The following is a 13,770-nucleotide window of genomic DNA, read 5'->3' on the forward strand; positions in this document are numbered from 1 at the left end:
AGCGATACCGCTAAGTTGCCATTCTCTCTTGCAAGCGAGCCTGGCACGATGGAAGCATGACGCACGCACCCGAGGTTCCGACGTTCGCCTACGACGACGCCGAAGACAACTTCGGTGGGGCGTCGACGAACCCGACTCAGCGCGCGACGTCCCTCGAGAAGTCGAACAGGGCGAGCCGAGACACCGCAGGGGCGCCCTATGCCGCCGCGCTCGCCGTGCACGCGGCCCGCGACTCCACAGCCTTCCTCGTGCCGGGCCACGGCGCCGACGCCACGGGTCTCGGCCTCGGCCAGGCGGAGTACTTCGGTGAGCGGGTGCTCGAACTCGACGTCACGCCACTCCTCGACGGCATCGACCTCGGCGACGGGTCACCCCGCGAGCAGGCCGAACGTCTCGCCGCGGACGCGTGGGGTGCATCCCGAACCTGGTTCCTGACCGGCGGTTCCTCGATGGGCAACCGCATGGCGGCCCTCGCCGCCCGCGGGCTCGGCGAGGGCGTGCTCATGCAGCGCAGCGCCCACTCGAGCTTCGTCGACGGCATCATCCTGGGCGGCTCGTCCCCGAGCTTCGTGCTTCCCGAAGTCGACCTCGAGCACGGCATCGCCCACGGGGTCACACCCGCCGCGGTCGCGGATGCGCTCGCCGAACGACGCGCATCCGGTGGCGACGTCGCGGCCGTCTACATCGTCTCGCCGAGCTACTTCGGCGCCGTCGCCGACGTCGCAGGCATCGCCGAGGTGGTGCATGAGGCTGGTGCAGCGCTCATCGTCGACGCCGCCTGGGGCGCCCACTTCGGGTTCCTGCCCGAGCTGCCCGACTCTCCCGTGCGCCTCGGCGCTGACCTCGTCGTCACAAGCACCCACAAGCTCACCTCGTCGCTCTCGCAGAGCGCGCTTGTGCACCTCGGGCACGGTCCCATCGCTCGTGCCCTCGAGCCACACGTCGAGCGAGCCCACCGCATGACCGCGTCGACGAGTGAGAGCTCGCTGCTGCTCGCATCGCTCGACCTCGACCGCCGCGACCTCGTCGAGCGCCGCGACCTGCTCGAAGCGTCGCATGATGCTGTGCTCGCCGCCCGCGAGATGTTCCGCGCCGACGGTCGCTTCCCGGTCGTCTCGGACGCGTTCGACGCGTACCCGTCGACGGTCGGGATCGACCCGTTCCGCATCCCCCTCGACATCCGCGCGACGGGCCTCGACGGTCACACCGTGCGGCTGCGCCTCGCCCGCGAGTTCGGCGTCATGGTCGAGATGGCGACTGTCAGCTGCGTTGTCGCGGTCATCGGCATTGGCAAGACGCCGGATGCGCGTGTCCTGCTGGACGCGCTCGACGAGATCGCGGCGGACGTCGCCGCGGCGTCGCCAGCCACCGAAGTGCCAGGCGACTCGGCTGTCGTGATCCCGCCGATGCCTGGGCCGGGGGAGATGCGCATCCGCCCTCGCGCCGCCTACCTCGCCGACGCAGAGACGGTTCCGTGGGCGGCCGCGATCGGACGCATCTCCGCCGACTCGCTCGCCGCGTACCCGCCGGGAATCCCGAACGTGCTGCCTGGCGAGGAGATCACGGTCGAGGTGGTCGAGTTCCTGCGGGCGTCGGCCGCCGCGGGCAGCCACGTGCGCGGTGCCGTCGACAGCTCGGTCTCGGCGTTCCGCGTCGTCGTCGAGTAGCCAGCGGCACCGCTCCGCGCCCGGCTGCAGCGCAGGCCAGCGCACCTCTCCCGTGCGCCTCAGTGCACTTCTCCAGTGCACCGTGGTCCCGTCACAGGGTCGGTGCAGGGGAACGTTCGACTAGCTGCGCCCGGCGTCGCCGGGGCCGTCGGCGTCGAGGATGAGCTGCAGGAAGATCACGTCGAGCCAGCGCCCGAACTTCGTGCCGACCTGGTCGAGGCGACCGGCGTGCGTGAAGCCGAGACGCTCGTGGAGGCTGATCGACGCCGCGTTGTCTGCGTCGATGGCCGCGACCATGACGTGCTTGCCTGCCTCGCGGGCGCGGTCGATGAGCGCGAGTGTCAGTGCCTTGCCGAGTCCTTGTCCGCGGGCTTCGCCTCGCACGTACACCGAGTGCTCCACCGTGTGCCGGTACCCGGAGAAGGTGCGGAAGTCGCCGTAGGTCGCGTAGCCGAGCACAGCGTCGACGTCGTCGACCGCGACGAGGACAGGGAGGCCGGCGGTTGCTCGGCCGGCGAACCAGGCGCGGCGGTCGTCGGCATCGACGGTCGCGGCGTTCCAGTTGACGGTTGTCGTCAGCACGTCCTCGTTGTAGATCTCGGTGATCGCGGGGATGTCGTCGACGGTGGCGTCGCGGATGTTCGGGGTCACCCGGCCAGTATCGCGCAGGGGCCGCGTGGGTGCGTGGAGGTCGCAGCGTCTGCTGAAGCAAGGTCTGCGTCTGCGTCCTGCTCGACGAGCTGGGCTCGAGTCGACGAGGTGCGCTCGGTCACCAGTGGGGTCAGGCGCGCTGCTCTCGTTCGGTCGTCACCGAGCGTCAGGACGGCGCGCTGCCGGTGGATCCGCGCACGGCGAGACTCGTCGCGACCTTCTGCACGCGCTGGAGCTGCACGGGGTGCTGCATCCGCTCGAGGAGGAGTGTGCCGGCTTGCACTCCGATGGCGAAGTTGCCGGTGTCGACGGAGGTGAGCGACACCACTTGGAACTTCGCGAGCGGGGAGTTGTCGTAGCCAGCGACGGACAGGTCGGCGGGCACGCGCAGCCCAAGGGTGTTGGCGACCGAGAGCACGCCGATGGCCGAGGCGTCGTTGAAGGCGAAGATCGCGGTGACCCGCTCGCCTTCCGGGGCGCTGAGGAGCCGACCCGCGGCTGCGTGTGCGCTCTCCTCGCTCATGCCTCCCGCTTCGGTGACGGCGTGAGCGGCGAGTCCGGCTTCGGTCATGGCGCGGAGGAAGCCCTGCTCTCGCAGTTCGCTGATGCGGCCGGGCCCGCGGAGGTAGGCGATGCGAGTGTGGCCGAGCTCGAGGAGGTGGCGGGTGACCTGGTGGGCGCCGGCCTCGTCGTCGTTGGTGACGATGTCGACCGCGGGAAGGTCGGGGTCGAGGGTGCCGGCGAGCACGACGGGGAGGTCGTCGGCGATGCGGGCCACGGCGTCACCCTCTGAGGTGGTGCCGATGACGACGATGCCGTCGACGCCCTGCTGGATGAGGGTGTCCAGCGAGCTGCGCCCGATGCGCTGGTCGGTGCGGCTGTCGGTCAGCAGCGTCGCGTGGCCGGAGGCGTGGAGTGTTGCGGAGACCCCCTCGAGGAGCTCCACGAACCAGGGGTTGCGGAGGTCGTTGACGATGAGCCCGACGGTGCGGGTCTTGGCGCGTGAGAGGCCGCGGGCGTGGGCGTTTGGGCGGTAGCCGAGTTCGGCGATGGCTGCGAGGACGGCTGCGCGGCGGGTGTCGCTCACGTGGGGGGCGTCGCGCAGCACCAATGAGACCAGTGACTTGGAGACGCCGGCGCGCTCGGCCACGTCCCGGATGGTGACGGGGGTCGAGGGCGACTTCTGGGTCTCCTCCACGAGGTCGCCTCCTGACTGCGCTCTGGTCGAGCCCCCAGCGTATGGCCTTTTCGGTCGTGGTGTGGAACTATTTGCACCGATCTACATTTGTCCAAGATAGGCGGGCAGGCAGCGGCAGACGCCGACATGCGCCGAGCACGCACGAGATGAGCAACGAGGGTGGCATGAGCACACAGAACGCGCGCCGGTTGAGCGCAGGAATGGTCGGGGGCGGCATCGGCGCCGACATCGGCAAGACGCATCGCTTCGGGATGCGGATGGACGACCGGTACTCGCTGGACGCAGGAGTGTTCGGCCGCGACGTCGAGGAATCGGCGGGCGTGGCGTCATCGCTCGGCGTTGCAACGGAGCGCACCTACGCCAGCTACCAGGAGATGGCTGCGGCCGAGGCTGCGCGTCAGGACGGCATCGACGTCGCTATCGTCGCGACGCCGAACGACAGCCACTTCGAGGTGGCGAAGGCGTTCCTCGAGCGCGGCATCAGCGTGGTCTGCGAGAAGCCGCTCACGCGGAGCTCGTCGACAGCGCGCCAGCTGGTCGACCTGGCGGAGCGGCACGACGCGATCCTCGCGGTGCCGCACTGCTACTCGGCCTACCCGATGGTGCGCGAGGCTGCGCGGATGGTGAGCGACGGTCGCCTCGGCCGGCTCACGTTCGTCGACGTCGAGCATGCGTCCGGCTGGGCCGCGACGCCGCTCGAGCTGACCGGCCACAAGCAGGCCAGCTGGCGCACCGACCCCGACGTGGCGGGGTTCCCGAGTGTGGTCGGCGATCTCGGCACGCACGGCTACCACCTGGCTCGCTACATCACCGGCCTCGAGGCTGATCGTGTCTCAGCGCAGCTCCACACCCTCGTGCCCGGGCGGAAGGTCTTCGACAACGCGACGGTTGCGCTCGAGTTCAGCGAGGGGGTCCCGGGCAGGCTCTGGGCGAGCATGGCCGCGACGGGGCACAATCACGGGTTGCGCATCCGCGTCTTCGGCGACGAGGGGAGCCTCGAGTGGCAGCACGAGGATCCGCACCACCTGACCTTCCAGGACCTCGAGGGCACGACCACGATCTTCACGCACGGCCTCTCCTCCCTCTCCGAGGACTCGGCCAGGCTCACGAGGGTCGGCCTCGGGCATCCGGAGGGCTTCCTGGAGGCCTTCGGCAACTTCTACCGCGACCTCGCCGACGAGCTCGAGGCGCGGCGGGATGCGCGCCCGTCGACCATCCGTGAGCTGTCGTTCCCGACGGGCATCGACGGCCTCATCGGCGTGCAGTTCGTCGAGGCGGTCGCCGCATCGCACGCCGCAGGCTCGGCGTGGACGGTTCCGGGCAGCGTCGCTGACCGCGATGCGGAGATCGCTGCGGCTGACGCCGAGCTGCGCGAAGTCGGAGGGAACTGAGATGCAGAGAATCGCGCTCATCGGCGCCGGGTTCATCGGTGCCGTCCACGCCAAGAGCCTCGCGGCCAACCCAGACGTTGACTTCCGCTACGTGTACGACGTCGACCTCGCGAGGGCGGAGACGTTGGCTGTCTCGCACGGCGCAGCGGCCGTGTCCTCGCTCGCGCAGGTCTTCGACGCCTCGCAGGTCGATGCCGTGCTCATCGCGTCATCCACGAACAAGCACGCAGAGCACCTTCGGCTCGCGGCCGACGCGGGCATCGCGGCGCTCTGCGAGAAGCCCATCGACCTCGATCTCGAGCGCGCTCGGGAGACGGTGGCGTACGTCGAGGCGTCCGGCATCGCCGCGATGGTCGACTTCAATCGCCGCTTCGACCGCGATTACGCCGAGGTGAAGCGAATCGTGGATGCGGGCGAGGTGGGCGACGTTGAGCTGCTGCAGCTCTCGAGTCGCGGCCCTTCCATGCCACCGCTCGAGTACATCGCCGTGTCCGGCGGGCAGATGCGCGACCAGACGGTGCACTTCTTCGACCTCGCGACCTGGATCACGGGCCTCGATGCGGTCGCCGTCTCCGCGACGGGCAGCGCCCTGGCCGAGCCCAGGGTTGCCGACTACGGCGATGTCGACACGTCGATCGCGACCGTGCGCCTCGCGAACGGCGCCCTGGTGCAGATCGACAGCATCCGTCGTTCCGGCTACGGCTACGACGAGCGCATCGAGGTGTTCGGCTCGGAGGGGCTGGTCGAAGCCAAGCGGCACCGGGCGGGTCAGGTGGCCAGGTATGGGAGCGGAACGGTGACGGAGTCCGGGATGCACGCTGGATGGTTCGAGCGCGTGCAGCCCACGTACGCCGCGGCGCTCGCGGAGTTCGTCGGTGCGCTGGAGGATGGGCGTTCGCCGTCGCCGTCACTGCGCGAGGCGCTTCGCGCGCAGGCTGTCGCCGAGGCGGCGACGCGTTCGCTCGCGAGTGGCCGGGAGGAGCCGGTGCTCTCCTGAGCGCGCGTCGAAACATACCGTCGGACGGCGGGCGATCGAGTCTCGGTCGCCCGCCGTTCTGGGTCGAGACCGATCCGTGATGCGGTCTTCACAAGAAAAGGTTTGCTTAATACACCTGTTGAGCTATTGTCATGACAAGTCAGTGACGTGCTCGTTGCTCTCGGACAAGGATGACCGAGCGAGCACACGTGAGCTTCTCAAGACGCCGCCCCCAGCGGCTGTCTCGTCGAGTGCACAACTGGCGTCATCACGGCATTCAAAGGAGTTTTCGTGAAGAAGAAACGTCTCATGTTCGGTCTGGCCGCACTCGCCATGGTGCCGGTCTTCGCGCTCACGGCCTGCTCGTCCGCGGGTGGCCGGGACACCGGAACGGCGGAGGACCCCGCAGTCGCCGGCGTCGCAGACACGCCCTCCATCAAGATCGCGATGATCACCCACGCCGCCCCCGGCGACACCTTCTGGGACATCGTTCGGAAGGGCGCCGAGACCGCGGCAGCGAAGGACAATGTCGAACTGCTCTACTCATCCGACCCGCAGGCGCCGAACCAGGCTCAGCTGATCCAGCAGGCCATCGACCAGGGGGTCGACGGCATCGCCGTCACCATCGCCAAGGGCGACGCCCTCGAAGATTCCATCAAGGCGGCCGTCGACGCCGGCATCCCCGTCGTCGCCTTCAACGGCGGCAGCAAGGAAGCCTTCGAGTTCGGCGCCTTCACCTACATCGGCCAGGACGAGGTCGTCGCGGGCCAGGCTGCCGGCGACAAGATCACCGAGCTCGGCTACACCAAACCGCTCTGCATCATCCAGGAGCAGGGCCACGTCGGGCTCGAAGCGCGCTGCGCGGGCATCAAGGAGAAGGTGCCAGCCACCGAGATCCTCTACGTCACCGGAACCGACATGACCCAGGTCAAGTCGACGATCTCCGCCAAGCTGCAGTCGACGCCCGACACCGACGTCGTCATCGGACTCGGTGCCCCGTTCACGCTCACGGCCATCGACTCGGTCTCCGAGACCGGCTCCAGCGCGAAGGTCGCATCGTTCGACCTCAACGCCGACCTCGCTCAAGCCATCGTCGACGGTGACGTCGTCTTCACCGTCGACCAGCAGCCCTACCTGCAGGGCTACATGGCCGTCGACTCCCTCTGGTTGCAGAACAACGGCGAGTTCGCCCTCGGCGGCGGAAAGCCCGTGCTCACGGGCCCGACGATCATCGACGAGAGCAACGCCGCAGTCGTCCTCGAAGAGGCCAAGAAGGGCATCCGCTAACCAGCGAACCGCGGTCGGGGCGGCCGCCAGCGCGGCCACCCCGACCCCTCACAAGGAAGTGCAGTCATGGTTCAAACCTCAACACCAACCGCAGCATCCCCCCGATCACCCAACACCGGCTCTGCCCCCGTCACCACCGACGAGCGCGTCGGCAAGCGGTCGCCGCTCTCCGTCATCCTGGGCCGACCCGAGATGGGCGCCGTCGTCGGCGCCATCGTCGTCTTCGTGTTCTTCGCAGTCGCCGCCCCAGTCTTCACGCAGGTCACCTCACTCGCGACGGTGCTCTACGGCGCCTCCACGATCGGCATCATGGCCGTCGGCGTCTCGCTGCTCATGATCGGCGGCGAGTTCGACCTCTCCGCCGGCGTCGCCGTCATCTCGTCAGCACTCACCGCGTCGCTCTTCAGCTGGTACTTCGCCACCAACGTGTGGGTGGGCGTGCTCATGGGCCTCGTCTTCGCCCTCGTCGTCGGCTTCATCAACGGCTGGCTGCTCATCAAGACGAAGCTGCCGTCGTTCATCGTGACGCTCGCGTCGTTCCTCATGCTCACGGGGCTCAACCTCGGCATCACCCGCCTCGTCGGTGGCGGCGTCTCCAGCCCCGCGATCGCCGACATGGACGGCTTCGCGTCGGCGAAGGCCATCTTCGCGAGCGAGATCCCGGTCTTCGGGGTCAACGTCAACGTGACGGTCTTCATCTGGATCGCCCTGGTGCTCGTCGCCACGTTCATCCTCATGCGCACGAAGATCGGCAACTGGATCTTCGCGGTCGGCGGCGACGAGAACGCGGCCCGCGCCGTCGGCGTCCCCGTCACGGCGACGAAGATCGGCCTCTTCATGGGAGTCGGCTTCTGCGCCTGGATCCTCGGCATGCACAACCTGTTCGCCTTCAACGTCGTGCAGTCGGGTGAGGGAATCGGCAACGAGTTCCTCTACATCATCGCGGCCGTCATCGGCGGCTGCCTCCTCACCGGCGGCTACGGCTCGGCGATCGGCGGCGCGATCGGCGCCCTGATCTTCGGCATGGCCAACAAGGGCATCGTTTACGCCCAGTGGAACCCGGACTGGTTCAAGTTCTTCCTCGGCCTCATGCTGCTGATGGCAACGATCGTGAACCTGGTCGTCAAGAAGAGGGCGGAGCAGAAGTAATGGCAATCAACCAGGCAACGGCGACGGATGCGCAGCAGCCGGTGTCAGCAGAGCAGGGCGCGCACCTCATCTCGCTTCGGGATGCGGGCAAGCGGTACGGCAACATCCTCGCCCTCCAGGGGGTGGACATGGACGTCGACCCAGGACGCGTGACCTGCGTGCTCGGCGACAACGGTGCCGGCAAGTCGACGCTCATCAAGATCATCGCGGGACGCCACGAGCACACCGATGGGGAGTTCCTCATCGAGGGCGAATCGGTGCACCTCAGGTCGCCCCGCGAGGCACTCGAACGCGGCATCGCGGCGGTCTACCAGGACCTCGCGGTCGTGCCGCTCATGCCGATCTGGCGCAACTTCTTCCTCGGTTCCGAGCTCACGAAGGGCTTCGGTCCGTTCAAGAGCCTCGACGTCGAGCAGATGAAGGAGATCACGAAGAAGGAGCTGCTCGACATGGGCATCGACCTTCGCGACGTCGACCAGCCCATCGGGCAGCTCTCGGGTGGCGAGCGGCAGTGCGTCGCCATCGCCCGCGCCGTGTACTTCGGGGCGAAGGCGCTCATCCTGGACGAGCCGACCGCGGCGCTCGGCGTCAAGCAGTCGGGTGTGGTGCTGCGCTACATCCTCGCAGCCCGCGACCGTGGGCTCGGCGTGATCTTCATCACCCACAACCCGCACCACGCGTTCCCCGTCGGCGACAGCTTCCTGCTCCTCAAGCGCGGGAAGTCCATCGGCTACTACGACAAGGCCGACATCACCCTCGACGAGCTCACGGCCCAGATGGCCGGCGGCGCCGAGCTCGAAGAGCTCGCGCACGAGCTCGAGCAGCTCGGTGGGTACACGCAGGACATCGCCGTCATCCGGGAGGTCGAGGACGACATCCCGGACGTCCCCGCCAAGTAGGAGCAGCCTCCGCTGCGTGGATCATGCGAGAACGGCCGGCACCCGCTGCGGGGTGCCGGCCGTTTCGCGCACTCGGTGGATGGTCGTCAGCGGCGCGCGCTCGCGAAGGGGCCGTTGTCGCGGTCGACGACCTCCTTGCCCAGTGGTGAGAGGGAGATCGGGATCATCTTGAAGTCGGCGATGCCCATGGGGATGCCGATGATGGTGACGCACAGCGCGACGCCGGAGACGATGTGCCCGATCGCGAGCCACCAGCCAGCGAGCACGAACCAGATGACGTTGCCGATGAAGGAGAAGGCGCCGGCGTTCGGCCGTGAGACGACATCGCGGCCGAAGGGCCAGAGCGCGTACAGGCCGATGCGGAACGACGCGATGGCCCACGGGATCGTGATGATCGGGATGCAGAGCAGCACGCCGGCCAGCAGGTAGCCGCAGAAGAGCCAGAAGCCCGAGAGCAGGAGCCAGATGATGTTGAGGAGAGTGCGCATGCGTCAAGCCTGCCGCAACTCGCGATGTATCGCGTCATCCTGCAGGCTGAAGTCCGCATGTTCATATGTCATGACAAATGGGCGCGAGCGGACTATGCTCGCACCAGGTACGTCGTCGTGCCGAAGCCCCAGCCCATCCGCAGTCCGCAACTGCCGTGCACACCGAGGTCACTCATGAGCTCCACCACCCCAACCCCCTACGCTGGCCAGCCCGCCGAAGAGATCCTGCGTGTCCTGCACGCAGAAGAGCAGGAGCTGGACTTCCCGAGCTTCACGCTCGAGGATGCGTGGCAGGTGGGCACCTGGCTGCGGCACGAGTCGATCGTGCGCGGCCACGGAGTCGCCGTCTCGGTTGTGCTCGGCGGACAGCGCGCCTTCCACGCCGCCACGCCAGGCTCATCCGCGCTGAACGACGCCTGGCTCGCCCGTAAGTTCCGGGTCGTCGAGCACTTCGGCCACTCAACGCTCGCAGTCCGATACACGTACGAGGCGGACGGTGAGGACTTCGCTGCCGACTCCCTCCTGGACCCGCGCGAGTACGCCGCAGCGGGCGGTGCCTTCCCTCTCCGCATCGGCGGCACCCTCGCCGGCGCCGTCGGCGTCAGCGGCCTCGAGATGCACGAGGACCACGCGCTGGTCGTCGAAGCGCTGCGCGTCCACCGCGTCCTCTCCTGAACGGCGCCCGCGGCCCCTCTGCGACGCGGAAAGGTCTCACGGGGCGCTTGGGGGTTGCGGGGACGCACGTGCGGGGTTCCTGCGGCCGTGATGGGTTTCGGGGACGCACGTGCGGGGTTCCTGCGGCCGTGATGGGTTTCGGGGACGCACGTGCGGGGTTCCTGCGGCCGTGATGGGTTCTTACCCAGCACGGCCACCGAAACCCCGCAAAGTGGAATCCTGCACGCCGAAGCCTGCACGCGCCGGAGCTCCTGCACGCCGAAACCCTGAACGCGCCGGGGCTCCTCCACGCCGAAGCCTGCAGGCGCCGGAGCTCCTGCACGCCGAAACCCTGAACGCTGGAACCCCGCACGCGCCGGAACCGGCGAGGCCGCCGCTTCGCGCACGGCGAAGCTTCATCGCGCTGTTGTGCGAGCACGGGACCTGCCCCTCGGGGCGGCGCTACTGGTCGGCGACCGCGTCCAGAACGTCGTCGGCGTAGCGTTCGAGCTTCGCCGCACCGACGCCGGAGATAGCGGCGAGCTGCGCGTGCTGGCGCGGCTTGACCTCGGCGATCGCGGCGAGCGTCGCATCCGTGAACACGATGTAGGCGGGCACGCCCTGCTCCTTCGCGGTCTCGGCGCGCCACGCGCGGAGGCGCTCGAAGACCTCGCGCTGCGACTCCGTGAGGGCCGCCGCTGCCGCGCTCCCGCCGCCGGAGCGACCCGAGTACTCCCCGCGCGAGCGGCGCCCGCTCGAGCCCGCCGGCTTCGGGGGCTCCTTGCGGAACATGAGCTGACGCTCGCCGCGGAGCACCGGTGCGGCCTCGCTGGTGAGCGCGAGCACCCCGTACTCGCCGCGCACGGCGAGCACGCCCGCGGCCAGGAGCTGACGGATGACGCCGCGCCATTCCGTGTCGCCGAGGTCCTTGCCGATGCCGAACGTCGAGAGTTCGTCATGCTTCCACTGCGTGATCTTCTCTGTCGTCTTGCCGGTGAGGATATCGATGAGCTGGCCGGCTCCGAACGCCTGGCCGTTGCGTTCGCGGTCGAGCCGCAGCACGGTCGACAGCAGCTTCTGCGCCGCGATCGTTCCATCCCACGAGTCGGGTGGCGAGATGCACGTGTCGCAGTTGCCGCACGGCTCGCTGAGCTGCCCGAAGTAGGCGAGCAGCTGCACACGTCGGCAGGTGACCGTCTCGCAGAGCGCGAGCATCGCGTCGAGGTGCTGGCTCTGCGCTCGCTTGCGCTGCGCGTCCCCCTCGCCTTCCGCGATCATGCGGCGCTGCTGCACCACGTCGTTCAACCCGTAGGCCAGCCAGGCGGTGGACGGCAGGCCATCACGACCTGCACGCCCCGTCTCCTGGTAGTAGCCTTCGATGCTCTTCGGGAGGTCGAGGTGCGCCACGAAGCGCACATCCGGCTTGTCGATGCCCATGCCGAAGGCGATCGTCGCCACCATGACGACCCCGTCCTCACGGAGGAACTTCGCCTGGTGTCGCGCACGCGTCTCCGCTGGCATGCCCGCGTGGTAGCCCAGCGCGTTCACGCCCTGACCCCGCAGCCACTCGGAGACGTTCTCGACCGACTTGCGGCTCAGGCAGTACACGACGCCGGCGTCGCCCGCGTGCTCTTCGTGGATGAGGCGCAGCAGCTGCGCCTTCGGGGTGGCCTTCGGGGAGACGCGGTACTGGATGTTCGGGCGGTCGAAGCTGGCGACGAACACCTTCGCGTCGCCGAGCACGAGCCGGTCGACGATCTCCTGCCGGGTCTCGCTCGTCGCGGTGGCGGTCAGGGCGATGCGGGGGACACCCGGCCAGCGCTCCGCGATCATCGACAGGTTCAGGTAGTCGGGGCGGAAGTCATGCCCCCACTGGGCCACGCAGTGGGCCTCGTCGATCGCGAACAGCGAGATGTTGGTGCGGCTCAGGAGGTCGGCGGCGACCGGTAGGCGCTCGGGGGCGAGGTAGATGAGGTCGAGCTCGCCCGCGAGGAGCTGGCGCTCGACGTCACGACGCTCGTCGATCGACTGGGTGGAGTTCAGGAACGCAGCGCGCACGCCGAGCTGCTCGAGCGCGCCGACCTGGTCGTGCATGAGCGCGATGAGGGGCGAGATGACGACGCCGGTTCCCTCGCGCACGAGCGCGGGCACCTGGTAGCAGAGGCTCTTGCCGCCACCGGTCGGCATGAGTACGACGGCGTCGTCGCCAGCGCAGAGGCGCTCGATGATCTGGGCCTGGTCGCCGCGGAAGTCGTCGTAGCCGAAGACCTCGCGCAGCACCCGCTGCGCTCGCTCGAGCAGGGTCCCTGACCTGGCGGGGGCTTCTGTCTCGTGCGTTGCGACCATGGAAGCAACCCTAGGCGCGACGACCGACATCCGCTCGGTCATCCACAGGCCCAGCCGCGTGCATCCGCATGACGACCCGGTCGCGAACCTGGGGCCTCGGCGTGCCGCTACCGGGTGGTTCGGAGGCGCGAGACCGGCGGGTAGTAGCGGAAGCCGGGGATGAACATCGGCGCCGACGCGTCCCGGATCGTGCGCCTCGGGAGGGTGCGGTCGAACGGATCCAGCTGTGCTGCGCGATGCTGCTGCTCGAGCTGCAGCCGCGGGTCAACGCTCGGCTGCGAGGCCAGGCGGGTCGAGGCGTCGCGGGCGCGCGCCAGTCGCTGTGGGCTGTTCACACTCAGCTCCCATCGCCGGTGACTCGTCGCGCCGCAGGGCTCGCGCTCTGGGGCTTCAACGCTAGCGAGAATCTCCGCGCGGCACGCCCGAGAGCGAGGGGAGAACTCCCCACCAGACAGGACGGCTGGGGGGTCCTGCCTCGCGTCGATCGGTCAATGGATGGCGCGGATACGGCTGGCCGCCGCCGGCGGAGCGTTCAGTCGCGTTCGACCGTGAACCCCGCCCCCGCCCACTCGGACATGCCACCGAGCACGTTCACGACCGGCTTGCCGTGCTGCTCGAGGTATGCAGCGGCACGTTCGCTGCGAACTCCAGCGGCGCAGATCAGGTAGACGGGGCCGTCCTCCGGCACCTCGTCGACACGATCCGTGAGCTCGCTCAGCGGCACGTTGCTGGCCCACGGGATGCGCGCGGCCGAGAACTCGTCGCGTTCGCGGACGTCGATGACGGTGGCCTGCTCGCCGAGCTCTGCGAGCTGCTTGGTGTCGATGGTCTGCACGGGTGATCCTCCTGGTTGAGTCTCTGCACCGCGGGACCGCGGGCCGCGCACCACGGTACTTCAGCGCACTTCGAGAGCGCTGGCGCACTGGCCTTGGGAGGAGTTGGGACGCCGGACGGGTTCTGACCTGAACGGAACTTGGCAAATCCCCGGAGGCGGGTGTATCTTCACGAAAGGTAAGCCTTACCTGGCCTACCGCGTATGGACGCCTGGGCTATGGCTGGCCCTC

Annotated in this window: 13 protein-coding genes; 7 read left to right on the plus strand and 6 right to left on the minus strand. The window is 68.7% G+C overall.

Annotated elements, in window-relative coordinates:
- Positions 1-56: 56 nt before the first annotated feature.
- Positions 57-1,667: an aminotransferase class I/II-fold pyridoxal phosphate-dependent enzyme gene (locus F8O03_RS01465; protein ID WP_151422072.1), complete on the plus strand. Its 1,611-nt coding sequence runs from the start codon at positions 57-59 to the stop codon at positions 1,665-1,667.
- A 120-nt stretch (positions 1,668-1,787) separates the two neighbouring features.
- Here the strand turns inward: F8O03_RS01465 and F8O03_RS01470 are convergent, their stop codons facing one another.
- Both F8O03_RS01470 and F8O03_RS01475 read right to left on the minus strand, forming a co-directional pair.
- Positions 1,788-2,318 (minus strand): GNAT family N-acetyltransferase, encoded by a 531-nt coding sequence (locus F8O03_RS01470; protein ID WP_151422073.1) that lies wholly within the window; start codon positions 2,316-2,318, stop codon positions 1,788-1,790.
- Between the two features lie 166 nt (positions 2,319-2,484).
- Positions 2,485-3,516: a LacI family DNA-binding transcriptional regulator gene (locus F8O03_RS01475; protein WP_151422074.1), complete on the minus strand. Its 1,032-nt coding sequence runs from the start codon at positions 3,514-3,516 to the stop codon at positions 2,485-2,487.
- Between the two features lie 164 nt (positions 3,517-3,680).
- On the opposite strand from F8O03_RS01475, the gene F8O03_RS01480 reads away from it, so the two are divergent.
- The 5 genes from F8O03_RS01480 (at position 3,681) to F8O03_RS01500 (ending at position 9,218) form a co-directional block, all read left to right on the plus strand.
- Complete coding sequence (locus tag F8O03_RS01480) at positions 3,681-4,907, plus strand: Gfo/Idh/MocA family protein (protein ID WP_151422075.1); 1,227 nt, start codon at positions 3,681-3,683, stop codon at positions 4,905-4,907.
- 1 nt (position 4,908) lies between these two features.
- On the plus strand, positions 4,909-5,904 hold the full coding sequence (locus tag F8O03_RS01485; RefSeq protein ID WP_151422076.1) for a Gfo/Idh/MocA family protein: 996 nt from the start codon (positions 4,909-4,911) through the stop codon (positions 5,902-5,904).
- Positions 5,905-6,192: 288 nt separating this feature from the next.
- On the plus strand, positions 6,193-7,170 hold the full coding sequence (locus F8O03_RS01490) for a substrate-binding domain-containing protein (RefSeq protein ID WP_104251657.1): 978 nt from the start codon (positions 6,193-6,195) through the stop codon (positions 7,168-7,170).
- Between the two features lie 66 nt (positions 7,171-7,236).
- Positions 7,237-8,319, plus strand: a complete 1,083-nt coding sequence (locus tag F8O03_RS01495; RefSeq protein ID WP_151422077.1) for an ABC transporter permease — start codon at positions 7,237-7,239, stop codon at positions 8,317-8,319.
- Positions 8,319-9,218, plus strand: coding sequence for an ATP-binding cassette domain-containing protein (locus F8O03_RS01500; protein WP_151422078.1), 900 nt, complete (start codon positions 8,319-8,321; stop codon positions 9,216-9,218). Before F8O03_RS01495 ends, F8O03_RS01500 begins: the two co-directional genes overlap by 1 nt.
- Positions 9,219-9,304: 86 nt before the next feature.
- On the opposite strand, the gene F8O03_RS01505 is transcribed toward F8O03_RS01500, so the two are convergent.
- Positions 9,305-9,706: a YccF domain-containing protein gene (locus tag F8O03_RS01505; protein WP_151422079.1), complete on the minus strand. Its 402-nt coding sequence runs from the start codon at positions 9,704-9,706 to the stop codon at positions 9,305-9,307.
- A gap of 174 nt (positions 9,707-9,880) precedes the next feature.
- On the opposite strand from F8O03_RS01505, the gene F8O03_RS01510 reads away from it, so the two are divergent.
- Positions 9,881-10,381 carry a heme-degrading domain-containing protein gene (locus F8O03_RS01510; protein ID WP_151422080.1) on the plus strand — a complete coding sequence of 167 codons (501 nt, stop codon included), beginning with the start codon at positions 9,881-9,883 and terminating at the stop codon, positions 10,379-10,381.
- A gap of 441 nt (positions 10,382-10,822) precedes the next feature.
- Here F8O03_RS01510 and recQ read toward each other — a convergent pair whose 3' ends face one another.
- From recQ to F8O03_RS01525, 3 genes are all read right to left on the minus strand, one after another.
- Positions 10,823-12,706 carry a DNA helicase RecQ gene (gene recQ, locus F8O03_RS01515; protein WP_244295814.1) on the minus strand — a complete coding sequence of 628 codons (1,884 nt, stop codon included), beginning with the start codon at positions 12,704-12,706 and terminating at the stop codon, positions 10,823-10,825.
- A gap of 107 nt (positions 12,707-12,813) precedes the next feature.
- A complete protein-coding gene (locus F8O03_RS01520) occupies positions 12,814-13,041 on the minus strand; it encodes a hypothetical protein (RefSeq protein WP_151422081.1) in 228 nt (75 codons plus the stop codon).
- Between the two features lie 197 nt (positions 13,042-13,238).
- A complete protein-coding gene (locus F8O03_RS01525) occupies positions 13,239-13,541 on the minus strand; it encodes a rhodanese-like domain-containing protein (RefSeq protein WP_151422082.1) in 303 nt (100 codons plus the stop codon).
- Between the last annotated feature and the right edge of the window lie 229 nt (positions 13,542-13,770).

The organism is Pseudoclavibacter terrae, from assembly GCF_008831075.1.
Taxonomy (GTDB): domain Bacteria; phylum Actinomycetota; class Actinomycetes; order Actinomycetales; family Microbacteriaceae; genus Pseudoclavibacter; species Pseudoclavibacter terrae.

What these genes read in the sequence shown, in the direction of transcription:
- F8O03_RS01485 (WP_151422076.1), top strand. Translation starts at nt 4,909, where the DNA reads ATGCAGAGAATCGCGCTCATCGGCGCCGGGTTCATCGGTGCCGTCCAC.
- F8O03_RS01500 (WP_151422078.1), top strand. Translation starts at nt 8,319, where the DNA reads ATGGCAATCAACCAGGCAACGGCGACGGATGCGCAGCAGCCGGTGTCA.
- F8O03_RS01490 (WP_104251657.1), top strand. Translation starts at nt 6,193, where the DNA reads ATGTTCGGTCTGGCCGCACTCGCCATGGTGCCGGTCTTCGCGCTCACG.
- F8O03_RS01510 (WP_151422080.1), top strand. Translation starts at nt 9,881, where the DNA reads ATGAGCTCCACCACCCCAACCCCCTACGCTGGCCAGCCCGCCGAAGAG.
- F8O03_RS01495 (WP_151422077.1), top strand. Translation starts at nt 7,237, where the DNA reads ATGGTTCAAACCTCAACACCAACCGCAGCATCCCCCCGATCACCCAAC.
- F8O03_RS01465 (WP_151422072.1), top strand. Translation starts at nt 57, where the DNA reads ATGACGCACGCACCCGAGGTTCCGACGTTCGCCTACGACGACGCCGAA.
- recQ (WP_244295814.1), bottom strand. Translation starts at nt 12,706, where the DNA reads ATGGTCGCAACGCACGAGACAGAAGCCCCCGCCAGGTCAGGGACCCTG.
- F8O03_RS01480 (WP_151422075.1), top strand. Translation starts at nt 3,681, where the DNA reads ATGAGCACACAGAACGCGCGCCGGTTGAGCGCAGGAATGGTCGGGGGC.
- F8O03_RS01505 (WP_151422079.1), bottom strand. Translation starts at nt 9,706, where the DNA reads ATGCGCACTCTCCTCAACATCATCTGGCTCCTGCTCTCGGGCTTCTGG.